Origin of the sequence: Sinorhizobium arboris LMG 14919 (assembly GCF_000427465.1) — a bacterium.
GTDB lineage: Bacteria > Pseudomonadota > Alphaproteobacteria > Rhizobiales > Rhizobiaceae > Sinorhizobium > Sinorhizobium arboris.
Genome location: NZ_KE386497.1, coordinates 122,648 through 149,270, shown reverse-complemented (window position 1 = coordinate 149,270; position 26,623 = coordinate 122,648). Strand labels below are relative to the sequence as shown.

The following is a 26,623-nucleotide window of genomic DNA, read 5'->3' as shown; positions in this document are numbered from 1 at the left end:
CCGACTAAATATGAAGAGGACGGTGCTCCAAGAAACCCGCCGATCCAACTTACGACTTTCGAAGCCATGCATTTGGAGCACAAGTTAAATTGGTTCCAAACGCGTCGGTGTAATAAGTGTCAACTAAAAATCCTGATTGCTCGACCAACTGCAAGCCGTCATTAATCTCTTTATCTGCACGCAAAGGATCGTCTTCGAACACATAGTAATCTCCTGATACAAGAAAGCGTCGCAGGTAAGAAAATATCGAGAATATTTGTACGTGCGCGTCGTCAATCACAAGCCAAGGATGAGGGAGCCTCATTAGCAGACTTTCATCGAAAGTGGCAACGTCCGAAAGGTCGACCTGATGAAAAGTCAGAAGGGGATGCTTTGCACTTGCGTGGATACATTTGATATTCAAATCAAATGAGTGAACTTCACCTGGATTCTCACAAAGTGCCGACATTTGATCAGCAAACCACAGTCCGCTGCCACCCTGAAGCGAACCGAGCTCTAGAATTGTCCCCGGCTGAAGTTCCCAAATAAGCCTCGTATACAGAGCCAGATCAAAAGGAGTCTTGACGTTCATTAACCCTTTGTACGTCATCGCCAAGGCCCCGACCTTAGTGGAGTAACTGGGAAAAAGCTTTGCGTGAAAAGACGACTCCCATCCTCGTGCCGATGGCTTTGCAAAACGGTCAGAAGACTCAGAAGTCACAACGCTGCTTAGTGCGATCGCCCAGTCAAGATTTCCACCTGGCTTTGTTTGATCTGGGTAGTTTTTTTGAGCAGCCTCGCAAAAAGCCTTATAACCAGAAGCAAGTTTCATGTGTCGATCTCCATATTGAGCCTGTAATCGCCTCCAGAGGGCCGCTCGATCGGTGCCCTAGTGCAACCCAACTCAAACACCCGCTACCCGGTTTGGGCAAGCTACCAAAGCTAGTAGTGCTAAAGCGCGTAACGGTTGTGGTTGAAGCATCGCCGCTGACAGCAGCCGCGAAAGGAGATGGCCCTCCGCTCGTAGAGACCGCCGTAGCCGGTGGCCGACAGATAGGGGACGCAACTCGCTGGTAACCGTCGGTCATGCATCCTTGAGCAGCTCGAACACATTGCCTATCGCACCGAACTCCGCGGCGAGAGCATGCGAAAACGCAAGCGGAGCGCCTCTTGACGCTTGACCGGCGCCGAAACCGTCGAAATCGATCATCCATGAACGCAACAAGGCACCCGAGGAGCGGCGTCGCCACACTGTTTCCTCGCTCGATGCGCTGAGCCGGAGGCGGCATCGCCTGGAACATCGTGACTTCCGCAATCGACCGGGACGCGCAGTATTTCGGCAAGGATGCGGTCCTGCCGCGCAGTGAACGCTACGACCCCGCCGAGGAGGTTCTGAAAGTGTGTCTTGACTTGTGGACGGGGTGGGCCGACGGCGCGCTCGTCTGCGACAAGAGAAGCGGGACGCTCAGAGGCGCGCCTTCGCGCACACTGGCCCGGTTGTCTGCCGCCGGGTTGCCGCGCGTGGGGCCTCATGGGCTACAAGAGGGCGGAGCCGCTAATGTGTACCGGGAGCTATTCGGTCCGACCGTGGCGCATCCTTACCATCCGGCGATGACGCGATGATGGTTCTAGTCGCAGGCGCTGATCGATCGTGCTCAGCACCGTCCGCTCGTGTGGCCACGGCAAGTAGCTGCGAGGAGAGCGCCCCGCTGGGCGGCGGCGGGGGCGCTTTCCATACGGCCTTTGCGGATCAGACGAAGGTGAAGTCCCACGCACTCAGGCCCAGGCCGGCAAGATCGGCCAAACTATGCACACTGCCTAGGCGAGCGAACTCATCCGCATGGTTTTCGGAGGTGACATAGGCCAGGACTGCGCTTTTGGTCAGGTCGTCATGGTAGACAATGATGTCGCCGGTGGTCTCGCCGGCGATCGCATTCGCGGCGCCATCGCCGGAGTAAAAACTCTTGTCGGTGACAACCACGACGTCCTCGCCGTTCGCATCCGAAGCCGCACCGCTGTGGAAGGTATCCACCGGGTGGCCAGGCCGCGAACTGGCGTGGTTGACGAAGTTCGCGCTAGTACCGTCGCTGTAATAGCCCACCGCGTCGAAGGCGAAATTATCCTCGGTCGGGTCGAAATCCAAGATGACCGAATAGCCCGGGTCCGGCCAGCCCGCCGGGTCGCGGACCGGGTTGTGGGATTGGAACACAAAGGTGTCTTGGCCGTCGCCGCCGGTCAGCTGATCTCTGCCGTCACTGGCGAAGAGAACATCGTCGCCGGGACCGCCGTAGAGCTTGTCATTGTCCTGACCGGCCACGGGTGGTCTGTCGCGGCCACTGTCGCCGTAAAGATAGTCGTTGCCCTCTTCGCCGAAGATATGGTCATTGCCTTCGTCACCGAACACTCGGTCATTGCCTTCGCCGGACGAGATGGAGTCGTTCCCGAAAGCGCCGTCGATCCAGTCATTGCCGGTGGGATCGATAAGCAGATCGTCACCATCGCTGCCGAGGAGGCTGTTGTCACTCGGACCACCACGGATTAGCATTGCACATCCTCCTTATGATTTAACGCCTCAACACCACCTCCTTTACTCTTTATCAGACCATTGTAGTAATCGATTGATTCGATGGGATACATCCACATTCCGGATGCATCCGGTGCGCTTGACTTCAAAGCAGTTTTGAATTTTTAGACCCACGCGGCGCCGACACGGGATCATGCATGCGTTGCCGCGAGCCGGCGAGCCGTGGCGCCGCGCGGCAAGCTAGATCCTCCGCCTCGCCTCGCGTCTCCTCGGGTGGCCTGGACGACGCCCACCGCCGCTAGGTCGAGCAAATTACGGCTGCGCGACCCTCGAAACGTCCACCATTTGGCAAGAAAAGCACGCTGGGTTAGCGATGCTCCTTCAACACTGGACCGGAAAGCATAAAGGGATCTCCCGATCATGATAGTTTGAGGCCGCGTCTATACATTGCTGGCTGAGCAGTGGTCGCTGTTCCGCTGCGTCGCCTTTATCGCCGTAGGCGACGGCGATTGCTGTTGATATGCGCACCGCTCCCGGGATTGCTGTCTGGCACCATCGCCACAACCAGTTTGGCACCGGACCGAAGGGCTCTTTAGGCAGCCGCTGCACGATTCTCTCTAAGCCGGAGGTTTCGCACGAGTTTCGAGTGTTCCGAGCAAGACTAGAGCTGCCATCACCCGGTCGGCACGAACTTTCAATTCCCAGCGATTTTGCCCCCGAGCCAAGAGACCACTTGGCGATCCGCGCCATGACTGATCTTGTTGCCGCCTTGAAGCACCGAAATACAGCCGTCACGATCGGCTTCAGGGGCAACCGCCATAAACCCAACTCACTCATTGCGATCCAGTACAATTTTTAATGATCTGAGGACGTCGGCTGCGTCGATGAGAGCGTCCCTTACTTGTTCCGGAGGCAGATCTCGGGCGCGCTCCGACGATAACCTGAGATCAATAAGAACGTCCCGGGCACTGTGTATTCCTGCGACGCCAGTCTGCCTCCACATGTCGCGGATGGCATCAATTGAGAGGTCTAATAGACGGCTTACCTCATAGTGCGTGAGTTTCTCTATCCCGTTTGCTGCCCTGATCAGCTCTGCAATAAAATCCGTCGTTGAGCTCATGGTCCGATCCTGCAGGCTTATTCTTGAACAATGACTGTCTGGTAGCAACTTCAGCCCAGGCACGTCCTGGCGCATCGCGGAAGGCTCCTCCCGCTAAACGCCAGCTGTAGTTTTTTAACATCACGGACGAGTGGTCAAATTGGCTATCCGCATGGAACGATCCGCGATTTGCATAAATTATGCCATGTGTTTCAAGCGCGTCGACCCGGCCTTACCGGGAAGGTGTTGAGGTATCGGAATATCCGTCATCCGACAAATGGGCATGAGTACGTCACAATGAAGACAACCATGGCGATGGTCCCCCAGCGGTGGCCAGTCTGCTTTCTCCCTGCAAGGCCTGAATACAGGTAAGAAAAGCAGTGCCCGACGATCCAATGCGATACTTCGGCGCCTGTCGCAATTGCCATATGCCTGCGCGAGCATGATAGGGCGCACGACTGCAGCAGACCGGCGCCTTTGAATAGTCAGCGCGGGCCCACCTGTGACCATACCAGCGGGAGAGGGGCCCACATAGAAGTGCCGGCAACGGCATGTTCCCCGTCCAATTCCATGCCCTTGTTTCGCCACACGCCGCGCGGTGTAATGCCTTCCGAACCTCGTCCCCGAAACCTTTCGATCGCCCTCGCCACGAATAACCTTCAGCCGCGCCAGCTTGATTGCGTTCGACATGCGTTATGTCGGATCTCCGGCGATGTCGGACATGCGACATGGCGGGAATGAGCTAGCTCATTGTTTAGAAAGGATCTTCTCCTTTGGCACGGTGCGTGCTTCCAAGTCTGCAAACTAGCAGGCATTTGAGCAGGAGCGAATGAAGATCAAACCGGCCAACCCAAGGAGCGCCCTCCTGAGGCGAACACGACACGAAACGGACCGCCGAGGTGATCTACGCGGCACCAGGCCAGCATCAAGGAAGCAACCAGTAACTAGAGCGGCATTCTTGTGGAGGGGAGTGGCGAGGGCTTCCTGTGTGGCGCAGGACGCATGCCGCTGCTGATTTCGTAGAAGAATGAATCACTATGGAGAAACTAGATGACCTCTGTCGGGAAATGCGGTTTGCGAAATCCACTTCTCGGTCGGCGATTGCGACTGGGATTCGTCGGGGGCGGAAGAGGCGGACTTGTCGGGCAATGGCATTTCGCTGGGGCGAGGCTGTCGAATCACTGGCAAGTCGTTGCTGGAGCTCTATCATCAGATCCGGATAACGCACACAACTCAGCCGCAGAATGGATGATTGCACCCGACCGCTCGTATGGCGACTGGAAGGAAATGGCAGAAGCAGAAGCCGGGCGCGACGACGGTATAGAAGCAGTTTCCATCGTCACGCCAAACTGGACCCACCATCGGATCGCGGCGGCATTCCTCAAGGCTGGTATCGACGTAATACTGGACAAGCCCATGACCACGACGGTTTCCGATGCTCGAGAACTCGTGGAGCTTCAAAGAGCTACTGGTCGAGTGCTGGTCATGACTTACCCATATGCGCATCACGCGATGGTTCGTCAGGCCAAGCACATGATTCGAAATGGGGCCGTTGGATCCATCCGGCAGGCACACGTGGAGTATGTTCAAGAGTGGGCAACAAGTCCAGTTCCCGATCGTGGCAAGGGTGCGATTTGGCGACACGATCCCGAGAAGGTCGGCCGCACGTCAACGATTGGGGACATCGGTACGCATGCCTATCATCTCCTGCATACAATTACCGGGCAGGGTATAGCGAGCGTCAGGGCTGAGTTCCACAACTGTGGAGCTCCAAAGCGGATGGAAGACACAGCCTATGTCAATTTCCGTCTGGAGAATGGTGCGCCTGGCATTCTTTGGGTGACGCAGGCAGCGCCGGGCCAATATTGCGGGCTCCGCATTCGTGTGTGGGGCGACATGGGTGGGCTAGATTGGGATCAGGAAAAGCCCGAGGTGTTGCGTTATGTGCCCTTAGGGGAGCAGGAGCAGATTTTCCTCCGCGGCCATGGCAATGGAATCCTGCCTGAGGCGGAACGGCTGATACATCTTCCGCGGGGGCACGGCGAAGCGGCCGTGGATGCATGGGCAAACCTCTATGCAGAAGCTGGCCTTGCAATCGCCGCCCGCCGCGCAGGATACGCTCTCCCGAAAGATTGCGTGGAGCTTTCCGGAGTGGAAGATGGGCTTAAAGGCATGCTGTTCATCGACGCTTGTGCCGACAGCCACGAATCCGGTGGGTCTTGGGTTTCGATGAAGCAGTGAATTCGTTTGCAGTCCATGTCATCCGCGGGCTCGCTGTGCCGGGCACTGCGGATGATACTAAAGTAAAGGCAGTGTCGATCCTGCTCCTGCACGCCGCGGGAACTCAAAAAGAGGTGGAGCTTGTCGCCTCTAAGATGAATCGTTTCCTGGAAATTCATACTGATTGCTTCGCCGCGAGCTTCGCGGCGAACGTCTCTGGGATGATGCTGGAGTGCTATTCTCCGGGATCGCGTATCTCAGGCGCTTCCATGTACGGGCATAGGGCGGCGCCTCTCAATTCGTACTTTTAAATCCTCCAAGGCGCCTGCAGGGATAAGGCCCTTCGACTGCACATTATCATCTGTGACAAAAACCGGATCGATGACCGGTCGGCAGCACTGGAAATGTGCAGCAGCGTCGCCAATATCTATCGATGGAGAATGATATGACTCGCTTCCGTCAGTTCCGGCAAGAGCGATTTTCCCACCAAGAGGCTGTGGGTATCGGCCAAACATGGTGAAGGCTGTTAGCCCTTCCCGCAGTCCTTCCGCATCTACAAATAGCCAATGCGACTCATCAAAGCGGACCATTTGAGTGAGCTTGCAACCGAGCAAGTCACCGATCGGCTTAACGCTGATGGCGCCGACAAGCTCAACAGCTCGAAAGAGCGCCGTTTCCGGATCCAATAGGTAAACTACATTCTCCATCTTACTCCGTCCCGCGGTGGAAGCGCTCTCACGCGGGTCAACCCGATCGAGCTGCGATTGGTGCAAGTCAGGTGCTTGGCTATCCCATTCCGCGAGATAAGCAAAATCGATTGTTTTAATGGCATGCATTCGCGCTGTGGATGAGCCACGAGTTCCTCGCGGCTCAGCAAAAGTGGACTTGAGCCCCCGGTGCCCCAGATAGGTGCCCGCTCGTCATGTCTCAGTTGTACCGCAGCCGCTACTAAGCCTGCGTACTGCATTTCACGGCTCAGCACCTTGAAGCCGCCGCCGGACGTACAGACCACGATTGCTGTCGCTGTTTCCGTCCGCATCACACCTGTGCGACAAATGGCCCTGAACTGCGGCGAGCGGTCCGCTATCTCGCACCGCCTTCCTGCGCAAAAATGTGGTAGGTCAAACGCACAGTAGCGGCCCTGATCGGCGGAACCGGAAGGGCGAAAGGTGAGCGCTCATGAGACCACGAAGGGCCGCCGTAAGACTGCCGAATTCTTGGCTCCCAGGAGCAGATTGGGCTGATCGCTACGAAGTCCTAGTCTTGGCTGAACGGATAACAGCGGCTGAGGCGGCGTGGCGAGTGCTTGGAAGTGCACCCCGCTGGGTGCGAAGCCTTCTGAGATTTCGAAACCGCCTCGTGCCTTTGTTCGGCCTGAGCGCAACCGCGGATACGAGGCATTCCGACCTGGTCGCCAGCCTCCCGCTCATGCACAGCGACGACCGCCAGACAGTATTCGGCTATGATGACCGCCACCTGCTTTTTCGCCTGGTCGTGGAGGTCGGTGAAGGGCCGGCTGATGGCCAGATTGTCGGCATGACCACGCTGGTGCGCTGCAGGAGTTTCATGGGCTGGCTCTATCTTGCCGCTGCCATTCCCTTCCATAAGGCGATTATCCCGTCCTTGCTGACAGCGGTTGAACGACCCGGCTAAAAAACTTCACGGAGAAGTGGATACCCGACGCCGGACGAACATTGCCCAGCCGGAAAGCGACGCGCGATTAGAAGCAGGCCTCAGAAACCTCCGCCTTGCTCCGGCAGCCGAAGCGCCTCCATACGCTGTCCTTCTTGCTAATCTAAAAACGCCGAAACGCATCGGCCGGCCGCTCTACCAGCGCATCATGAAAACGACCCGATCATTCTGGTTCGTGGCAAAGCTCAATAAGATCCAAAAGCCGAAACCCTGATTCAATTCGTCCACGCGGCTTTCGCGATTTTGTGATCACAAGCCGCCGCAAAGCGGCGTAGCGACCGCAAGGCAATGGCGAACGTCGGGGCCGCGCGCCACGTCGCTGCAGGGGGCCAGAAGCACTACCATGAGATCGTTTCCCCGTGGGTGCACCACAAGTCAGCCAGTCACGCCACCCAAAGCCTAGGTGTCGGCGTTTGAGACCATAACTCCGAGACTAGGGCGCTCGGCCCAGGCGCGCTCATGAAGAGCCCCCGGCCGGCTTCGAGCTCACCATATGAGTAATCGTAGTCCCAATCGTTCATCTCCGTATCCGTGACATCAATAGCTGCGATGCAAACAAACGATTTTACTAAGCTATAGGACTGTAATAGAGGAAACGCCATCAAGTTTACGCCAGGAAAAGCACGACTGCCCTCTGCGACTGAAAGGTAGAAAATATGTCTGATGCAAAATTGCAAAGCGTACTTTCTTCACTTTCGGCAGTGCACAGACAGCTGAATTCGCTTCCCTCCAGTCCGGCACCAGATGCCGGGTGTGTCAAGCTAAACACAAATGAGAATCCATTTGCATTGCCAGCAGCGGTAATGCAGAGCGCTCTTGCGGCTCTCGAGCGACAGTATCTGTACCCAGAGGATGACAACACCAGCTTGAGGGAAGCCGCTGCGGCGTCATATAATCTTTCCACGGATCAGGTGATCGCCGGTAACGGATCGTCCGAACTTCTTTCGCTCATATATAAGGCATTCCTTGATCCGGGTGACAGCGTCGCCATGTTGTCCCCTGGCTTTGCATACAACTGCAAGCTCGCTCTGCTGCAAGGCGCTCGATTGATAGAAATCAAATGGGGCGAATCCTGCTTGTTGCCGATAAACAAATTGCTTTTCGGTCCTGTAAAGGAGGCCAAGTTCATTCTGCTGGCTAATCCGAACAACCCCACCGGAACATTTGTCCCCGTTGCGGATATTGAAGGCCTCGTCGCACAATCTGATCGGTTGATCGTACTGGATGAAGCCTATGTGGACTTTGCGCCCGACAGCGCTCTGCGTCTGATTAACCGCTATTCGAACCTTCTGGTCTTAAGAACGCTTTCGAAGAGCTATGCGGCAGCCGGCATTCGCGTTGGCTTCGGCTTCGGTCATCCTGAGGTTATAGGGAGGCTGCGCAATATGCAGAACCTGTTCAACATGAATGTGATCGGCCATGCGGTCGGCGTCAGTATCCTTGCCAACCGCGCTGCCTACGATGAGAACCACAGACATATCAAGTACGAGCGAGAGCGCGTGCGCCTCGCGCTGTCGCAGCTTGGGTTCTCTGTAACTCCCTCTCATGCGAACTTCTTACTGGCGCGTGTGCCAGCAGGACGAGACGGCACTTGGTGGCAGACTTGCCTGAGACGGAAAAAGATACTCGTCGCTGTCCTTCCTGACAAAGGTTTGGAAAATTGCATTCGCGTTAGCATCGGGACAAAATCACAAATGGATGCGTTCCTTGCGGCGGTCGATGACATTTCGGGAGCTGAGATGTCTCGAAGATCGGCCGTATAGCAGCTTCAGGCTTTGCTCTTTTGCGCGTGCGAAAAGACGGCGGCAACAGGACAGAGAGCAACGACTACAAGAATAATCTCCTCACAGCGTTGACCAGCCCACCCACTCCCTCGAGGAGCAAGCCAAGCTGCATAGCCGGCGCTTGCACGAGTCGGAGGTCAAGGCGTCCCTCCATTCAAACTGCACAACCTGACCAAGACCGCTGGAGCCAGGAGGTCTTCGTCGGCAGGAGTACTGAAGAGGTGTTGAGCAATAGCCGATCATGCAAGGAAGTGTGCCCGTAATGTCGTCAGCTTGAAGCTTTCGACGGCGGCACCCAAAGGCAGCGGGGCGTGATGTTCGGCCAAGAAAGGCCCCAAGTCCTATTTCGCTTGGATCAAGGTCCGGGCTCCCGGGACAAAGTCGGAGACGGTAGAATGAGAAAAGCCCTTCCTTCAAATCTAGCTTTCGGCATATTCGACCATTTGGACGAGGACGGTAGCGCCATTGCACGGCAATACGCAGACCGCCTCAGCCTAGCGGAAGCGTGTGATCGGCTCGGCTTTTATGCTTACCACCTAGCGGAGCACCATTGTTCGCCGCATGGGAGAGGCCCATCGCCGAATCTGTTCTTGTCGAGCGTCGCACAGCGCACCTGCCAACTTCGTCTTGGTCCCCTTGTCATGCTGCTTAGCCTTTGTCATCCGCTGCGTGCGTTTGAGGAGATCTGCATGCTTGACCATTTGAGCGGCGGCAGGGCCGAGTTAGGCATAGGGCGCGGCTCTCTTCCGGTCGAGCTAAGTTACTTCGGAGTTGATGCGGACGCGGTGCAAGGACGTTATCTCGAAGCCAGTGAAATCCTACTGGAGGCGATGAGAGGCGGCACTCTTTCCTACAGTGGCCACCATTTTGAGTTAAACGATGTCCCTTTGACCTTGGGCCCTCATCAACGTCCGCACCCGCCGATCTGGGTCGCCACCAGCCGATCCGAGTCCGCGCGCTGGGCCGCTGCAAACGGCGCAAATATCGCGTGTGTGGGACCCGCTTCGATTGTTCGCAAGATTACTGATGCTTTCCGCTCCGAGGAAGGACACAACACTGACGCGAACAACCAAGCGTCATTTCTCGGCTTGCTTCGCATGATTGTGGTCGGGCAGTCTGCAACTCATGCCTACTCGCTTGCGGCTCCTGCATATGAACGATGGCTTAAAAGTTTCAAATTCCTGTACGACCTCAACGCGGTTCCAGTTCCACCAAATCTGCCCCCGACCTTCGATGCAGCAATCGAAAGTGAATTGTGTGTGGTTGGAACGGCGGCTTTTGTGCGACGAGCTCTGCTTGATCAGCTGGAAGAGGCGGGCGCCAACTATCTCCTATGTCAGGTCGCCTTCGGGGATTTGCCTTTGGATGCTTCGCTCTACACCGCAATGACCATTCAATCTGAATTAATGGTTGGCTGAGTGCCATGGTGCCCGACGAAATCAAGTATTTCGCTACCCGCCTCGTGCTGCGGCAGTGAGCTGGATTGGACCAAGGCAACCGCAACTCTCGCATCCTTGTTTGAACGGATGAGATCAAAACTGATCCGCCGGAACGCCGCATTAAAGCAGCGAATTGACGACACGAGGGGTGTCCCAAGGAGAGGCTTATCTGAACGAAAACAGCGCGGATGTGATGGCCCATTACCCGACGGCCGCCCCGAGCTATGCCCGTGAGCGCTCCAAGTCTGCTCGCGCGTCAGGATTGGGGAGGGCGCGGGCGAAGGTGTCACCCATCCACCATCCGCACGGCCCGCCCATTTGAGCTACCACGTGAAACTACATAGCGATACCAAGGCAATGCCGAAGTCTTTAGCGCTTCATCCAACGAAACACGGCCGCCGCTCCTCCTACGACAAGAAAGAGACGAACGATCTGATGGACTACGACGAACGGGATCTCGACCCCGAGCGACAAAGCAATGAGGCTCATTTCTGCGACACTTCCCGGCGAGTAGGCGAGTATGAGAGCGGTGAACCGGTCTCCTGTGAGGAAGGAGATAGCGCCCGCGAAGGCTAGCGTCACCGACAGAAGCAGGATTGTAGACCCGAACGACAGGCCGATCACTTCCACGATCTTTCTCGGCGGCGCCATTGCGAAACGGCAGCCGATGGTCGCTCCGATGACGACCTGCGCCACGGCGCGTGCGGCAGTCGGCGGCACGAATTGCGTCATTCCCATGAGATGCAAGATGGCACTTGCCGACATGGGACCGAGCAGGTAGCGCGCTGGCAGGCGCAGCAATATCCCGGCAGCCACGCCAAACAAAACAGCCACGGAGAACCACAGAACGTCATTAGTGTGGACGCTTGAGAGCGGAATGAAAGCGGCCGCCCCGGAAAGATCCGGCGCAACTCCGGTGACGCTCCGAATCAGGAACGGCAAGGCAAGTGTCACTAAGATGATCCGGGCGGCCTGGGCGAGCGCGATCATCTTCTCGTCGCCGCCACGTTCCAGGCCGAGTGTCGCCATGCCGACGAGACCTCCGGGCATTGCCGCAAAGTAGGCCGTGGGGTGGTCGAACCCGGCGATGCGCCGGAAGTAGATGTAGACCAGTGCGCCCTCGGCCGCGATGAACACCGCCAGACCACTGAGCGACAACAGCCATGAACCGGCATGCTCGAACATCGCAGGCGAGAACGACGTGCCGAGCATGGCACCGATCGCAGCGGTCACTGGCGCTCGAGCGAAGGGTGGAATCGCCACCGGCAACCTGAACAGCGCACCCAAGCCTGTCGCGATGATCGCGCCGTTGAGCCAGGCGAGCGGCATATCTAAATGCCGCATCAACCAGCCGCCAAGCGCGCCCAGCGCGAGTGTCCCGGCAAATTTGGCAACTGGCGCACCCTTCTTAAGCATCATCGGCCATAGTCGTCACGGCCTCGGATTGTTTGTCGTTTGGTGCGCGACCAAAACGCATCCATTGCATTGCCGAGCGGCTTGATGAGCAGTGACGCCGCCGCATCGTTTGGAACAAACCAGAAGGCCCCGATGTTTGCGATCGCTTGGCGTCGGCAACCATCACGTTATCGTCGCAATTACGCTTGTGCAGCCCGATTGGAGCGCCAAGGCCGAAAACGGTGATGCCCTTGATCATGCTGGTCGAACCTTCGCGTGTGCCAATCGGCGCGCCGATCGCAGACTTCAGTTCCCCAGTGCGCAGGATACCTGCCTTTGCAGCAGTCATGGTGGGCTCCTTCCTTGGCGGGCTCGGGCGTCGCGCAGGCTCCCGCGGGGCCGATTGCGCCGAGGTGATTTTGGCGGCCCTTCGACCGGCAGACGCGCTGCGGCGGGTCGTTATGCTTGCGAATGGCGCACCGGCGGCGAAGGGGAACGGATGCTCCAAGGCAAGATGGTAACAAGGCGCCAAGGAGATCGGAGTCAACAGTGCTGTCGAACCGTTCAAGGCCACAGGTTCATCCGCGCCGGGTCAAGTCGTGTTCGTCATGGCTGTTCCGAACGATAACACGCGCGCAAGCCAGTGTTGTATTCATGATGTTTCCTCTTGCGCGGCATCATTCACGATCTTCCTTGCCTCGACGGTTACGGGTAGGCGGGTGTCTTCCGGAAGGTCGGGCAGTGAGAGCCGCCAGCCATTTCTGAGCACCACAAAACCGCCCCAGAGGCCTTCGTTCTCAACCTTGACGATCGGCTCTTCGAGATCTTTCTTGGGAACATACGCTGACAAGCCGCTGCCGCTTCTGCGGATCGTTACTTTCATCTGGCTTTTCCTTCGTTGACGCCAGTGGCGCATTCATTAGTTTTCCAGGTTGAGGCCTCATCGAGGCTCCTCAGTTCACGCTCACGCATTCCAACAACGATGCCGCGATCAATCCATTCGACGGCATAGATGTAGAACTGCTGGAGAAACGTGCCTACATCGCGCACAAAGCCCGTGTCGCCTTTCCTGACGAGGCGTTCTCCGATTTCCTTCCCCGGATAGGTGCCGTCATTTTTTATGTGGCGTGTGGCATAAACTCTCTCACCCGGCACAAATCGTGGGGGATTGTGGATTTCGACCTCCTCTTCGCGTCGAGCACCCATCGCCATTCCCTCCACTGTTAGAGTTACCAGGGAAAACCGATGCCGGCCGCGCACGCGACCGGTTTCGAACCGGACTCAAGCCGGTACGCAGGTCTTCGGCATCGGACATACAGAGGCGCATTGCTGTAACTCGTAAACTCCCTCGCATTCGGTGCACTTGTCAGGGTTGATCACGTAGTTCTCGCCCTTGAACTCGATGGCGCCGGAAGGGCATTCGAACTCGCAGGCGCCGCATTGGGTGCATTGAGATGCGATGATTTTGAAGGCCATTAATTAACTCCTGATTGGGGCTGGATAGGCGAGCTCAAGCCGTTGCCTGCGATAGGTCGTCGCCATACTCAGTGGCGTAAAGAGCGCTGATCGCGGTTTCGATGTAATCATAGCCAAAGGCCTCCGTTGCCCGGATCCCGGCTTCTATGAGTTTATTCTTGGGGCAATCTCCGATCCTAGCGCACAGCACGATGTCTATGCCTTCGAGTGCAGCGATGATGCCAACGAGGTTCGCATCCTCGCCCCAGCCGCCATGGCAATACGGCTCGACTTTGCGGTGTCCCACGAACTTAATCCCTGCTTGCGATGCCTCATAAATCTGGAACTCCTTCGCATGACCGAAGTGTTCGTTGATGCGTCCGCCACCCTTGGTCGCAACAGCCACTTGAAGCGTCCCGCGCGCGCTCACTGACCCAAGAGTTGTGATCGCCTGGTTCTTGGCCGCTACATGGTCATCGCGTATGCGTGCGACCACCTCCCGATAGGCATGACGCTTGCCACCGTTGTAGGCAATTTCGAGCGGGATCTCGTCAAGCGTGAACTCCTGGCCACGATCAGTGCCGAGCAGGCCGACTGCATCTGCGCGGCACTGTCGACAGTGGCGCATCAGCTTAGCCCCGCCTTCGAGGCGATCCTGAAGCTCCTTCAGTTCGAACGCGTTTGGGCCGCGCTGTCCGGTCAGGCCAAACCAGGTCCCGTGTGCTGGGTCTGAAATCAGCGGCATGACGTTGTGCAGAAACGCGCCGCGCTCGGTGACCCATTTGTTGACTTCGATCAGGTGCTGGTCATTAACGCCGGGGATCATCACCGAATTGATCTTCGTGAGGATGCCGCGTTCGGTCAGCATCTCAAGTCCCAACATCTGCTGCTCATGCAGGATTTTGGCAGCATCCATGCCGGTGTAGCGGCGATGACCATAAAAGATCCAGGGATAGATCTTCTCGCCGACTGCGGGGTCGACCATGTTAATGGTGATTGTCACGTGGCTGACGTTCATTTCCGCCAACTCGTCGACATGCTCCGGCAGGGCGAGTCCATTGGTGGAAATGCATAGCTTGATATCGGGGATCTCCCGAGCGACACGTTCGAAAGTCGCCCTTGTCTTCTTCCAGTCGTAACAAGCATCGCCCGGACCTGCGATGCCGAGAACGGAAAGCTGCGGCACTTCGTTGGCGACCGCAATCACCTTGCGCAGCGCCTGGTCCGGTGTCAGCTTTTCCGACACGACGCCAGGCCGACTTTCGTTGGCGCAGTCATATTTGCGATTGCAGTAATTGCATTGGATGTTGCACGCTGGCGCTACTGCGACGTGCATACGCGCGAAATAGTGGTGCGCCTCCTCCGAAAAGCAAGGGTGATCCTTGATCTTCTCCCAGGTGGCCGAATCCATCTCGGCTGGCCTCGAGGGCAAACCGCAGGAGGAGGATGCGCAGCCACCGGATTTCGCGGTTGTCAGCAACTGCCCAGAGGATGTCGTGTTGGTCAGGCTTTCAAGCGAAATTATCGGTGCACTCATCGAACAGCTCCACTGGTGAGTAAGGTCGTTGTCGGAAGTGCAAGCGCTGTGCCAACTCAATAAAATGGGGAATTTCAAGGGGTTGGCGTTGCGTGTTCGATTTAGGCCAATGCTCCGACGCAGTTTTGTCGAAGTCGCGACAGGAAGCGGCCAAATTGGACAATAGACCCGCGTGCCCTGAGGAAGAGGGTTCGCCACGCCCACGTTAAGTGGGCTCACCGACCTTAGATTTTCTTCACCGGTATACGATGCCGGCGCAAAGCATAGCCGACTTGCCGCGGTGTGAGGCCGAGGATCCGAGCTGCCTTCGCCTGAACCCAGCCGGCCTTCTCCATCGCACTGATTAGCAGCTCGCGGTCCGTTATGTGTGGTGTCGCCGCTAAGCCGTCAGGACCGTTGGAGTAACCGAGGCTGACCGGCGATTCGACCGACAAACTTCTACTCATGGCCAGCCCATTGAACGTATGCCCGTCATGCGGACGGTTGGCGCCCGTCCAGAGCATTGAAGATACGCACTGACCATTCTGGCAGGAGAAATCTGATGGCTCGATTGTCCTCGAGCGCGCGAGAGTGGCGGTCCTGCGGACGCAGTTTTCGAGCTCTCGGACGTTCCCGGGAAAGTAGCACTTTGACAAAAGATCGAGTGCAGCCGGCGAGAAAGTGAGATCGCGATTGTTTTCCTTGTTGAATTGGTCGAGGAAAACCCTAGCAAGGCGTGGAATATCCCCCTTTCGCTCCCGGAGAGGCGGCAAAAATATGGGCACCACATTGATTCGGTAATAAAGGTCGGCCCTGAATTCCCCATCCGCGACTGCCGTCTCCAGGTTTTTGTTGGTGGCGCATATGAGTCGAACATCCACTTTGAGCGTTTTTGTGCCGCCGACCCGCTCGAGCTCACCTTCCTGCAAGACGCGCAACAGTTTCGCTTGAAAGGCCGGCGAAATCTCGCCGATCTCATCAAGCAGCAACGTTCCGCCATCCGCCAGTTCGAAACGGCCTGCGCGCTGAGAGATGGCTCCTGTAAAGGAGCCCTTTTCATGTCCAAACAGTTCCGATTCCAGGACGCTTCCAGACAGTGCAGCGCAGTTCAACTTCACGAAGGGCTTCTTTCTGCGAGGTGAAAGCTCATGGATCGCTCTTGCAAAGAATTCCTTGCCAGTGCCGCTTTCGCCCCTGAGAAGCACCGCAGAATTGGTTCTTGCAACGACTCCGACAATTTCAACCACCTCCTTTAGCGCAGGGCTTTCCCCGACAATCCAATCGATTTTTGCTGGCCGCTGTCGCGCAGGTTCGGGAAGTTCCCTGTCGCCTGAATTCTTCTTGCGTGCTCCTTCCTCGTCCATGATGGGCTGATCATCGCGGCTCTGGTGGCGATCCAGTTGAATCGCCTGCGCGACAAGGTTGGCGACCAGGGACAGGAAACGCACCTCTTTTTCAAGAGTCCCGCCATCGTTGGCGCGGTCGATCCATAACGTTCCGAGCGTTTCTTGATTAACCTTCATCGGGACACCAATGAAGGTGACTTGGCCAGTGCCGCTCAACAGGCTTTGAAGCTCATCCTGGAACAGGTCCGACTTGCAAGCGTCCGGGAAGGCTAGCGGCGAACCTTTTGCGACGATTCTGTCTATTGCAGCCTTCGCCGGAAGGTAGCGAGCCCCTGATGATGCCTGCTCAAACCCAAACGTTGCAGTTGTTTCGAGCTCTCCATCAGCGTTCAGAGCGACAATTGCTCCGCGCCGCATTGGCAGAAGTGCGGGGAGGGTGTTCATCACATTGGCAAGCTTGATCTCAAGGCTGGCTGAAGTGATCAAGGCCTTCGAGATCCGGTAGAGACCGCTGGTCCCCAAATCCCGTTTGTCCATGGTTGTAGCGGATGGTTCAGGCATAACTCATCGAGCCCATTCTTGCGGGGAAACACCCTAAGCGTCATACGGGACGGCTTATGGTTCCCAACGAGAAAATGCCGCCATGCTAATATGATAAAGTGCTTACGTTTGCACTTGAGAACTCCATGAACCTACCCGTCTTGTTAGACAGAAGATGGCATTCAGCCAAATTTGAAGAGCACACCAAATCCACCTCGCGGATAGCTCCAATCAATGTCACCGCTCTCTTCGCACAGGACTCTACATGTACCGCACTCCATGCATCCGTCAGCAGTAATCTCTACTTCGCCGTCTTCATTCACCTCATAGCAATTCGCTGGGCAGACAAGGGTCAGCGCGAGCAGGTTTGAGCTCGGAGACTGATGCTGCCGCACCTTGATGTGCGGACGCCCTGTGTCCACCAGGTAGCGGTTCTGGTAAAGCTTGTCCTCGATGCGAACGAGTGAAGTTGTCATACCACTTCTCCCTTTAGCGCCAGGCCAGTGCCAAGCGGACCGCGTCGCTGACCAGTCCCCATCGCGAACGCGCCTTAACAAAAGCGGCCGTGGTCGCTCTTTCCTTCTCGATCTTGGGTGTACCGTCGACGCGAACGAAATTTTGCGCCGCCTGCGACAGCAGCTGAGGGTAGGTCATGAAAAAATTCCGTGAATTCGTATGGATTAGGGCGGGCATATCCTTGTATTTTCTAAGGTCTTTCACGACGAAGGATTTGTCAAGCATGGCCTTGTAAAGGGAGAGGTTCTCGCTGGTCATCGGGCGCCCTCGGCTTTTGACCATGGCGATCGCTTCGCCGGCAATGCGACCCGACGTCATCGCGAGGTTCGAGCCCTCTCGATGCACGGCGTTGTTGAGCTGCGCCGCGTCGCCGACCACAACCCAGCCGTTCCCAAAGAGCTGCGGAATTGCCTTGAATCCACCCTCCGGAATGAGGTGCGCCGCATATTCCTTAATCTCCGAGCCTGCAAGTAGCGGCCTGATTGAGGGATGGCCCTTGAAGGCCTCAAGAAGAGCGTATGGTCTTTCCATAGTCGCTGCGAAATCGGATACAAGACAGCCGATCCCGAGCGAGATAGATTCCTTGTTGGTATAGAGGAATCCCAATCCGGCCATTCCGCGCGAGATTGTCCCCGCCGCTTCAATAACGCAGCCTTGATCGCCGCTAAGGCCGAAGCGCTCAGCGATGACCTCTTCCGGCAGGAAATGCATTTCCTTGACAGCGAGTGCCACGGCTTCGGGTTTCGGTACCTTACGAAATCCTGCTCTCGTGCCGAGCAGGCCGTTCACGCCTTCGGCGAGAACAACCACTTCCGCATGGATGATACCGCCCTCTCGATCGGTGTGGACGCCTATCACCTTGCCGTCAGCATCGAGAGCCAGCTCCGTCGCCGTCGTCTCGCACAAAACTATCGCGCCAGCCGCGCGCACTTTCCGTGAAAACCACTTGTCGAACTGGGCTCGGATAATCGTGTAACGGTTTGGCGCCGGCTCATTGAAGTCGTCAGACCGATAGTGCATTCCGGTGTGTGACGTGTCGTCCATTACCCAAAATCGCTGCTCGACCAGGTGCCGCTCAAGAGGTGCGTCATCGCGGAAATCTGGAATGATTGTCTCCAGCATATTGGCGTAGAGGATGGCGCCTTGGACGTTCTTGGAGCCAGGGTACTCTCCGCGCTCCAACTGCAACACCTTTAGGCCGCGGCTTGCCATCGTGTAAGCGGCTGCGTTTCCAGACATACCGGCACCGACGACAATGGCGTCGAACTTTTCCACAGTCATAGCCTTACCTCAGTTCACGAGTCTCATAGGATTGCGCGGTGCCAACCGTTTGATGAAAACTTCCGTCAACGCTGGCAGAAAACTGATCGCATCGGCGACAACACCGACATTGGCGAAGTCGAAGATCGGCGCGTTCGGATCGGTGTTGATAGCGACTATGAGATCAGCTCCTTCGACGCCAACGCGATGTTGCACTGCACCTGATATTCCAGCCGCTATATAGAGCCGCGGCCTGATCGTCTTGCCGGTTTGGCCGATCTGCCGATCGGCCGCCAGCCATCCTTTTTGCACTAGCGGTCGAGAACAGCCATAGTCACCTCCGATCGTTTGCGCGAGGTTCTTCAGCAGCTGCAGGTTCTCAAGAGCGCCGAGTCCAAGCCCCCCTGCAACTACCACATCCGCATAGGCGAGGTTGGCGTTCTCCGACTGGCCGTCGGATAGGAAATCGATCACTTTCGTGACGATCTCATCCTCCAACATCCGCAAGTCATGCCGGATTACCCGTCCGATCGGCTTGTTTGACCGCTGCGGCATGCGCATGACCCTTGGTCGCACAGTTGCCATCTGGGGACGGCAGTTGAGCGTATAGATCGTGCAGAGCAACGAGCCGCCGAATGTCGGCCGGGTGGCTGCGAGCGAACCGTCCGCATCCACATCAAGCCCAGTGCAGTCGGCTGTGAGCCCCGTCAGCAGTGTCGTCGCGACGGAACCGGCGAGGTCTCTTCCCAGTGTCGTCGCCCCCAGAAGCAGAATCTCGGGTTTATATTTATTGACGAGATCTGTCAGTGCTTTGGTGAAAGGCTCGTTTCTATAATCGGTGAGAAGCGGCTTCTCGACGAGATAGACCAGGTCCGCATCATAGGCGAAGGCCTCAGAAACGGCATGCTGGGTAGAGTCTCCCGGCGGCCCGAGAATAACGCCTGCAAGCTGAACGCCCAGTTGGTCAGCTAGTCTGCGGCCTTCGCCAAGAAGCTCGAATGAGACGGGATGGACCTGACCGCGCTCTAGCTCCAGAAAAACCCAGACGTGCCGGTAGTCCCGGAAACGCTCAGGCAGCTTTTTCTTCGTATCGGCGCGGCCGCCGGCGGGAGGCGATGCCTTACTTTTTTGAGTTCCCATAATCTGCTCCTATCTGCTCACGCGCTACCAGTAGAGGAGAGCTCGTGTTCCAGCGCCGGCTGGTGGGTGAAAATGGAAGTGACCAGTTCATCAGCTACGTCGCGCACCGTCTTTTCGGCGGTGTCGATTTGCGTCGCCTTTTCCGCTCGCGGAGTAGGGGCGAAGACCCGCTTAACCACTGTCGGTGAACCACGCAGCCCGCATTTGGTGATGTCTTCGATACCGGCTTCCGCCGCATTCCACTTGACGATCTCGCTGCGCGCGGCGCGCAAGGCGTCTTCAAGTGAGCCGCGGCGGATGGCAGCGGTGCCTTCTAGCATCGTGATGAGGCAAGGCAACTCGCTCTTCAGGACCTGCGTGCCGCCTTCCGAGCGACGCTCGACCGTGATTGTGCGCGCGCTGAGATCAATGGAAGCGATTTTTGCGACATAGGTCAGTTGCACCAAGTTCAGGCGCTTGGCTATTCCAGGGCCGACCTGGGCTGTGTCGCCGTCGATCGTCTGCTTGCCCGTGAAGACGATATCGGGCGTGCCAAAGCTGTTGCCGATCTGCGCTATTGCCTGCGAAAGAGCGAACGAAGTCGCCAAAGTGTCGGAGCCGGCAAAGTGACGGTCAGTCAGGAGTACCGCTCGGTCTGCGCCATAAGTGAGCGCCTTGCGCAGTGCGTCCTCTGCCATTGGCGGACCCATGGTGAGCACCGTGACGTCACCGCCATGGTAGTCACGCACTTTGAGAGCCTCTTCGAGAGCAAACAGGTCGTAAGGGTTGATGATGGTCGGCACGCCCTGGCGCATGATCGTGTTCGTCACCGGATGGACGCGTATCTGCGCTGAGTCCGGTACCTGCTTAATACAAACTACGATGTGCATGGGTCTCTTTAGCTCCGATCGCATGTTGTGCATGGCGGTTTTGTCTCTTCAAAGCACCAACCATGCCAACCTCATGATTTTTGGTAACCACTGGATTTCTGAGGGTTGTTCGTTTTCCGAATAATCGGACCTCTGACAATCTTGTCGGACAAGGGACACGATCGTGTCGTAACCCAGCCAAGCGTGTCGCTTTTTCATGACTTCAGGACGGTATCCAACGGCACAAAGGTCTGGCCTGGCGCGGCAGTTCTAGTGGGGTCGTGTTGCTGAAGGACCCTGAACACCCGACGTGAAAGCGGCGAAGAGGTCGCAAAATCGGCGTAGGCGCGCTCGAGCGCATCGCGCGCACGGGCGACGGCCGCACGGGCGCTATGACCGGAAATGTCCTCCTCCGCCAGATACTGTCCCATGCGCTTCATGATGTGGAGCCTTGAGACATCGAGCACCTTCGGCTCATAGGAAACGCCAAGGGTCTCGAAGAAATCCTCGGCAGCCGACAAGCTCTTTAGCCGTGCGACAATGTCGGTGACATCACCGGAGAGGGCCTCGCGATCACAAGTCATTGCATTCTCCTATAATCCCAAACTACGAGTTGGCCCCGGCTTTTGCTGGACCGTGGTTCCGGCAGGCCTTCTCCATTTGTGTCTATGAAAAGATAGACGGACGGGCTCGCTGATTGTTCATCCTCAGCTTTTCGCCCACCAGACAGGAGCCGGATACGAGCCCTGCAATTTCTTCACGATTCCGGGTATAACCTTAAGTACCTGATCAACATCCTCCTCGCAGTTGAATCGTGAAAAGGAGAAGCGCACTGCTCCGAGTGCTGCAGTGAGAGGTATGTTCATGGCCTCTAGAACATGGCTCTGCATCTGGAAACCGGAGTTGCAGGCGGAGCCGGAGGAGCAAGCCACGCCGATGCGGTTGAGCAGCAACTGTATAGCTTCGCCGACAGTCCCACCGAAGGTGACGCTTGTGGTATTTGGTAACCGCGCCAGCGGATCGCCATTGACGGAGGTTTTGGGGATACGCTCGAGAAGTCCTTTCTCCAATCGATCGCGAAGCGATTTTACCCGTGTGTTTTCTTCATCCATACACTCCAAAGCAAGTTCAGCCGCCTTGCCTAAACCTACTATCCCGGGAGTGTTCTCTGTGCCCGCCCGTCGGTCGCGCTCCTGGTGTCCCCCCTTGAGGAGTGCGTCAAAAGGTACGCCGCTTTTTATGTAGAGGGCACCGACACCTTTGGGCCCATGGAACTTGTGGCCGGAGACCGACAGCATGTCGATCGCAGTCGATTTCAGGTCCATCGGTAGCTTGCCGACCGCCTGCACTGCGTCGGTGTGGAAAATTGCGCCCACTTCCTTGGCCCCCTCAGCAAGGTGAGCCACAGGGAAGATCGTTCCCGTCTCGTTGTTCGCCCACATAACTGAGACGATTGCCACACGGTGGGTGAGGGCTATCCGATAGGCGTCAAGGTCAAGCCGGCCATGTTGATCCACCGGAATCCTGTGCACCTTGATTCCACTTGTTTTCTCAAGGTGCGCGCAGAGCGTCAGCACCGCCGGATGTTCGACCGCTGACGTGATGATCTCTGTCCGCCCAGGCATCACGCCCAGAGCCGAAAGAATCGCCGTATTGTTGCTTTCGGTCCCGCCCGACGTGAAAATGATCTCATGGTCGAACTTGGCACCGATCAGAGCTTGCAGTTGCTGGCGGGCTGTCTTCATCGCTGCGCTAGCAACGTCGCCAAGGTCGTGCATCGACGAAGGATTGCCGAAGTGATCCGTAAAGAACGGCAGCATCGCCTGGAGGACTTCGGAATCGACGCGTGTCGTTGCGTTGTTGTCGAGATAGACGCGCTTCAAGGATGCCGCCCTCCGCCTAAGAAATTACGCAGCAACCCCGCTGAGACCTGAGCATTGCAGCGTCTTGCTTGATTCTTCTCGTGATGACCTCGCATTCTGGTTCCCTCTGTTTTCGGCGATCAGCCGAAAGACTTCCCGCAGGCGCAGTTCTCACGTGCGTTGGGATTGTCGAAGATGAATCCGGGGGAATTGACAGCCGTGGTGAAATCCACAGTCATGCCGCCGACATGAGGTTGAGAGTCTGGGTCCAGGAATACTTTAACCCCACCCGCCTCAATGACAGCATCACCGTCGCGTGATTCGTTTTCCAAACCTAGGTGGTATTTGAAACCCGAGCAGCCGCCCGCTTGCACTTTGATGCGCAACCCATTCGCCGGCTCGGAAGCCTGGGAAAGCGCAAACTTTACTGCGGCAATGGCACTGTCGGTGAGCGTTATCATAGGTTCGTTTCTCCTGGTTCCGAGTTGCTTGCGGACGATGCACCTAGTGTGCCAAGGAGAAAACCGCGCCGTATCAATGACTTGCTCAAAACGGCTATGTCGTATGTACGACACAGTCGCAGTTGCGACATTGGCAAGTTGATCTAGCCGAGTTCGTTTGAGGCTCTCCGAATGCGCGCGCATCGAGGTCTATTCCCGGTCTTCGCTTAAACAGCGACGCGGCACCAGTCGGCTCTGCTCCATCCCTAGTGGAACAACTCCTGCGCTTCTCCATCCTCTCGGGGCAGATCGCACTGTCGTCGAGGTAAGGTGCACCTCGGCACTGATAGGAAGAGAACAGCCGAACCTGCGGGCGACCAGATATAATGCGGTCATGTCACCTAGTAGTCACGGCCAAAATCAGCCGGCCGTGCGTTCTCTCCGGCAGCAAATCAGGCGCGCGATCGTCAAGGGCAGGTGGGTCCGTCCATGGTCGGCACCATCGATGCCATCCGACACTCATGTCGGCTTTGCCGATTTGGTGACACAGCGCTACTTCACCCAATTTTTTTATGTTTATGCCTAAGTAGCTGAAAATTCGCGCGAATTGAATTGCTGCTGCCGCCACTGAAAGTGGCATGAACTTTGAAACTTCCGTTGGACGCAGTGCCGCCAGTCCATCGATGCTTCTGGGTCGCGCAGATCGCGGCAGGCAGGACATCGACCGTGGCCGTTGTCCCTTCGAAGTGACAGGTTCGGGTGTCGACGGGTTGCCTACGAGTGAGTCCAATCATGCAAGACAAAAGGCCAGGCTACCTTTATGTCCTTTTGGCGGTGATACTATTTGCCGGTCAGGACGGCTTTTCCAGGCTGCTCGTTGAGAAGTATCCGGCAATTATAGTGACAATGATCCGCTTTTGGGCGTTTGCGGCGTTTGTGACGGTTCTTGCTGCATTCTCTCCGGGGGGCCTGCGAGGCGCCTTATTCACGCCGCGACCAATTCTGCAGTTGCTCCGCGGTGTTCTTCTAGCAAGCAACATCGTTGTCATCGTCTACGCTTACACGATTGCTGGGCTAGCGATGAGCCAGGCGATATACCAAGCGACACCACTGATAGTCACCGTTCTGTCGGTGCCGTTACTCGGGGAAAAAGTCGGTTGGCGTCGCGGTGTCGCTGTCGTTGTCGGCTTGGCTGGAGTTCTGGTGCTTCTAAACCCGGTGAACGCTCATTTCGGTACCCAGTTCATGCTTCCCCTGGCTGCTAGTCTTTTGTACGCGCTCTATGGGATCGCCACGCGTGCGGTCAGTCACTATGACTCCGCCGTGACAAGTGTCTTATATGCCGGTATCGGAGGAGCTCTGGCGGCAACATCTGTGGGACTGTTCTATTGGACGCCTATACATATGGCGGACTGGCCTGCAATGACGGCATTGAGCGTTTACGGTGCTCTCAGCCACTTTTTTCTCATCAGGGCTTACGGGCTTCTCAACGCAGGCGAGGTCCAGCCCCTCACGTACCTCCAACTCGTCTTGAGCGTGATTGTGGCGTCCGTCTTTTTTGGTGAAACTGTGTCGTGGAACATGGCGGCCGGCGCAGCCATCGTAGTCGGAGCTGGTCTGTTTACAGTTTGGCGAGAATACCGTTTGGCAGTGCGAAGAAGCCATTTGGCAACGATGCCAAATCGTGAGGCTGAGCCACGACAAGAACCAAGACCTGAAAGGTTCACCTGATGGCCGACGCGCTCAACGGCCTAAAGCAAGGACTGACACATTACGGTGATGCCGGCTTCTCGCTGTTCCTGCGAAAAGCTTTCATCAAGGCGATGGGCTATTCGGATAAAGCGCTTGAGCGGCCGGTCATTGGCATCACCAACACATTTTCCGGATATAACGCGTGCAACCGCTCTGTGCCCGCCATCATAGAGGCGGTCAAACGTGGCGTGATGCTGGCGGGCGGATTGCCGATCGAATTTCCCGTTGTTTCGGTGCATGAGGCCTTCTCGCATCCCACCAGTATGTATCTCCGCAACCTCATGGCGATGGATGTTGAAGAATTGGTGCGCGCTCAACCGATGGACGCAGTCGTTCTGATCGGCGGGTGCGACAAGACAGTTCCCGCCTTGCTCATGGGGGCAGCCAGCGTGGACCTGCCCGCGATCCTTACCGTGGCGGGGCCAATGATCACGGGAAGCCATAAGGGCGAGCGCCTCGGCGCCTGCACGGATTGTCGGCGCTTCTGGGGCCAACATCGTGCCGGTGTTTTCGACGAGCTGGAGATAGAGGAGATCGGAAACAAACTTGCTCCTGGGCCCGGCACGTGCATGGTTATGGGGACCGCAAGCACGATGGCCCTTGTCAGCGAGGCCATGGGCATGATGTTGCCCGGCGGTGCGGCCATTCCCGCTGTCCATGCCGATCGTCTTCGCCATGCCGAGGTAACGGGAGAACGTGCCGTCATGCTGGCATCGGCAAAACTGCGGCCGTCTCAGATCATGACGAGAAACTCCCTTGAAAACGCTCTACGGGTTTTGCAGGCGTTGGGCGGATCGACGAATGGCGTCATCCATCTCGCGGCTATTGCGGGACGTCTTGGTTTCGATCTCAATCTCGAAGAACTCGATCAAATCGGAGCAGAGATACCAGTACTGGTGGACCTGAAACCTTCAGGTCAGCACTACATGGAGGATCTGTTCAAGGCGGGCGGCCTGACCGCCGTATTGCGCGAAATCAATCACCTCATCGATAAAGAATGCATAACCGTTACCGGGAAAACGCTCGGAGAAAACATCGCAATGCAGCCTGCCTCCTGGCCGAACGATGTTGTGCGCCCGATTGAAGACCCGGTTCACCGCGGAGGCGGAATCCGTGTTCTGCGCGGTAACCTCGCCCCCAAAGGAGCGATCATCAAGCAGGCAGCAGCCACTCCAGGCTTGTTGAAGCACACCGGCCGCGCGGTTGTTTTCACGTCCCTTGAAGACATGGCGGACCGCATTGATGCACCCGACTTCGATGTGAACGCTGACGACATTCTCGTTTTGCAAAATGCAGGTCCAAAGGGCGGGCCCGGCATGCCTGAGGTCGGCTGTATGCCGATTCCTCGAAAACTTGCCGTCGCCGGCGTCAAAGACATGGTGCGAATTTCGGACGGTCGCATGAGCGGTACAGCTTTTGGAACAGTTGTTCTTCACGTGTCTCCGGAAGCTGCCGTGGGTGGACCCTTATCGCTTGTTCGCAATGGTGACCTGATCCGTCTTGATGTAGAGGAGGGGCTGCTGGAATTGTTGATCGATGAAAGCGAACTCGTGCGACGCCGCTGCGAATGGACGCCTCCTTCGCACACCCATGTCGAGCGCGGATACGCTAAGCTGTATTTCGATGAAGTGCTTCAAGCTGAAGACGGCTGCGATTTCAATTTTCTGCGTGCAAAGCCAAGGGAAGTCCTGTCAGCAACAAACGGCAGAAACTGCCGCGACCAGCGGCGCTCTACGAACATGGATTCGTCGGCGGCCGGCGGCCGCTCGCTGAGTGGCTGACGGCATAGCTAGCAGAGCTAGACTCGCGCTGGCCC

At 56.9% G+C, this 26,623-nt stretch carries 24 protein-coding genes; 6 read left to right on the top strand and 18 right to left on the bottom strand.

Annotated elements, in window-relative coordinates:
• Positions 1–49 precede the first annotated feature (49 nt).
• From SINAR_RS0129535 to SINAR_RS0129515, 3 genes are all read right to left on the bottom strand, one after another.
• A complete protein-coding gene (locus SINAR_RS0129535; protein ID WP_028002434.1) occupies positions 50–811 on the bottom strand; it encodes a CmcI family methyltransferase in 762 nt (253 codons plus the stop codon).
• A gap of 918 nt (positions 812–1,729) precedes the next feature.
• A complete protein-coding gene (locus SINAR_RS0129520; RefSeq protein ID WP_033058215.1) occupies positions 1,730–2,524 on the bottom strand; it encodes a calcium-binding protein in 795 nt (264 codons plus the stop codon).
• A gap of 808 nt (positions 2,525–3,332) precedes the next feature.
• Complete coding sequence (locus SINAR_RS0129515) at positions 3,333–3,623, bottom strand: hypothetical protein (protein WP_028002431.1); 291 nt, start codon at positions 3,621–3,623, stop codon at positions 3,333–3,335.
• A 1,029-nt stretch (positions 3,624–4,652) separates the two neighbouring features.
• Here SINAR_RS0129515 and SINAR_RS0129510 point away from each other — a divergent pair.
• A complete protein-coding gene (locus tag SINAR_RS0129510; RefSeq protein WP_028002430.1) occupies positions 4,653–5,843 on the top strand; it encodes a Gfo/Idh/MocA family protein in 1,191 nt (396 codons plus the stop codon).
• Positions 5,844–6,079: 236 nt separating this feature from the next.
• On the opposite strand, the gene SINAR_RS0129505 is transcribed toward SINAR_RS0129510, so the two are convergent.
• Positions 6,080–6,529: a hypothetical protein gene (locus SINAR_RS0129505; protein WP_028002429.1), complete on the bottom strand. Its 450-nt coding sequence runs from the start codon at positions 6,527–6,529 to the stop codon at positions 6,080–6,082.
• Between the two features lie 472 nt (positions 6,530–7,001).
• On the opposite strand from SINAR_RS0129505, the gene SINAR_RS0129500 reads away from it, so the two are divergent.
• The 3 genes from SINAR_RS0129500 (at position 7,002) to SINAR_RS0129485 (ending at position 10,716) form a co-directional block, all read left to right on the top strand.
• Entirely contained in the window at positions 7,002–7,475 is a 474-nt protein-coding gene (locus tag SINAR_RS0129500) for a DUF2867 domain-containing protein (RefSeq protein WP_028002428.1), read from the top strand.
• 695 nt (positions 7,476–8,170) lie between these two features.
• A complete protein-coding gene (gene hisC / locus SINAR_RS0129490) occupies positions 8,171–9,277 on the top strand; it encodes a histidinol-phosphate transaminase (RefSeq protein ID WP_028002427.1) in 1,107 nt (368 codons plus the stop codon).
• A 416-nt stretch (positions 9,278–9,693) separates the two neighbouring features.
• Entirely contained in the window at positions 9,694–10,716 is a 1,023-nt protein-coding gene (locus tag SINAR_RS0129485) for an LLM class flavin-dependent oxidoreductase (protein WP_028002426.1), read from the top strand.
• Between the two features lie 390 nt (positions 10,717–11,106).
• Here SINAR_RS0129485 and SINAR_RS0129480 read toward each other — a convergent pair whose 3' ends face one another.
• The 14 genes from SINAR_RS0129480 to SINAR_RS0129415 form a co-directional block, all read right to left on the bottom strand.
• Positions 11,107–12,156 (bottom strand): AbrB family transcriptional regulator, encoded by a 1,050-nt coding sequence (locus tag SINAR_RS0129480; RefSeq protein ID WP_084617812.1) that lies wholly within the window; start codon positions 12,154–12,156, stop codon positions 11,107–11,109.
• Positions 12,146–12,481 (bottom strand): hypothetical protein, encoded by a 336-nt coding sequence (locus SINAR_RS1000000136920; RefSeq protein ID WP_150852042.1) that lies wholly within the window; start codon positions 12,479–12,481, stop codon positions 12,146–12,148. The genes SINAR_RS0129480 and SINAR_RS1000000136920 overlap by 11 nt, the downstream gene beginning before the upstream one ends.
• 303 nt (positions 12,482–12,784) lie before the next feature.
• Complete coding sequence (gene nifT / locus SINAR_RS0129470) at positions 12,785–13,015, bottom strand: putative nitrogen fixation protein NifT (protein WP_028002423.1); 231 nt, start codon at positions 13,013–13,015, stop codon at positions 12,785–12,787.
• Complete coding sequence (locus SINAR_RS0129465) at positions 13,012–13,338, bottom strand: nitrogen fixation protein NifZ (RefSeq protein WP_028002422.1); 327 nt, start codon at positions 13,336–13,338, stop codon at positions 13,012–13,014. Before SINAR_RS0129465 ends, nifT begins: the two co-directional genes overlap by 4 nt.
• A 75-nt stretch (positions 13,339–13,413) precedes the next feature.
• Entirely contained in the window at positions 13,414–13,608 is a 195-nt protein-coding gene (locus tag SINAR_RS0129460; RefSeq protein WP_028002421.1) for a 4Fe-4S binding protein, read from the bottom strand.
• A 34-nt stretch (positions 13,609–13,642) separates the two neighbouring features.
• A complete protein-coding gene (nifB, locus tag SINAR_RS0129455; RefSeq protein WP_028002420.1) occupies positions 13,643–15,124 on the bottom strand; it encodes a nitrogenase cofactor biosynthesis protein NifB in 1,482 nt (493 codons plus the stop codon).
• Positions 15,125–15,348: 224 nt separating this feature from the next.
• A complete protein-coding gene (nifA, locus tag SINAR_RS0129450) occupies positions 15,349–16,986 on the bottom strand; it encodes a nif-specific transcriptional activator NifA (protein WP_028002419.1) in 1,638 nt (545 codons plus the stop codon).
• 185 nt (positions 16,987–17,171) lie between these two features.
• Positions 17,172–17,465, bottom strand: a complete 294-nt coding sequence (locus SINAR_RS0129445; protein WP_028002418.1) for a ferredoxin family protein — start codon at positions 17,463–17,465, stop codon at positions 17,172–17,174.
• 13 nt (positions 17,466–17,478) lie between these two features.
• Entirely contained in the window at positions 17,479–18,786 is a 1,308-nt protein-coding gene (locus SINAR_RS0129440) for an FAD-binding protein (protein ID WP_028002417.1), read from the bottom strand.
• Between the two features lie 9 nt (positions 18,787–18,795).
• Positions 18,796–19,905, bottom strand: a complete 1,110-nt coding sequence (locus SINAR_RS0129435; RefSeq protein WP_028002416.1) for an electron transfer flavoprotein subunit alpha/FixB family protein — start codon at positions 19,903–19,905, stop codon at positions 18,796–18,798.
• A gap of 17 nt (positions 19,906–19,922) precedes the next feature.
• A complete protein-coding gene (locus tag SINAR_RS0129430; RefSeq protein WP_028002415.1) occupies positions 19,923–20,774 on the bottom strand; it encodes an electron transfer flavoprotein subunit beta/FixA family protein in 852 nt (283 codons plus the stop codon).
• A gap of 194 nt (positions 20,775–20,968) precedes the next feature.
• Positions 20,969–21,337: a nitrogenase stabilizing/protective protein NifW gene (gene nifW / locus SINAR_RS0129425; RefSeq protein ID WP_028002414.1), complete on the bottom strand. Its 369-nt coding sequence runs from the start codon at positions 21,335–21,337 to the stop codon at positions 20,969–20,971.
• Between the two features lie 123 nt (positions 21,338–21,460).
• The gene (gene nifS, locus SINAR_RS0129420) at positions 21,461–22,636 is read right to left on the bottom strand and encodes a cysteine desulfurase NifS (protein WP_028002413.1); all 1,176 of its coding nucleotides are present in this window, start codon (positions 22,634–22,636) and stop codon (positions 21,461–21,463) included.
• A 119-nt stretch (positions 22,637–22,755) separates the two neighbouring features.
• Positions 22,756–23,076, bottom strand: a complete 321-nt coding sequence (locus SINAR_RS0129415; RefSeq protein WP_028002412.1) for an iron-sulfur cluster assembly accessory protein — start codon at positions 23,074–23,076, stop codon at positions 22,756–22,758.
• A 771-nt stretch (positions 23,077–23,847) separates the two neighbouring features.
• On the opposite strand from SINAR_RS0129415, the gene SINAR_RS01000000134025 reads away from it, so the two are divergent.
• Both SINAR_RS01000000134025 and SINAR_RS01000000134020 read left to right on the top strand, forming a co-directional pair.
• Positions 23,848–24,786, top strand: coding sequence for a DMT family transporter (locus tag SINAR_RS01000000134025; RefSeq protein WP_084617811.1), 939 nt, complete (start codon positions 23,848–23,850; stop codon positions 24,784–24,786).
• On the top strand, positions 24,786–26,588 hold the full coding sequence (locus SINAR_RS01000000134020; protein ID WP_084617810.1) for an IlvD/Edd family dehydratase: 1,803 nt from the start codon (positions 24,786–24,788) through the stop codon (positions 26,586–26,588). Before SINAR_RS01000000134025 ends, SINAR_RS01000000134020 begins: the two co-directional genes overlap by 1 nt.
• Positions 26,589–26,623: the final 35 nt, after the last annotated feature.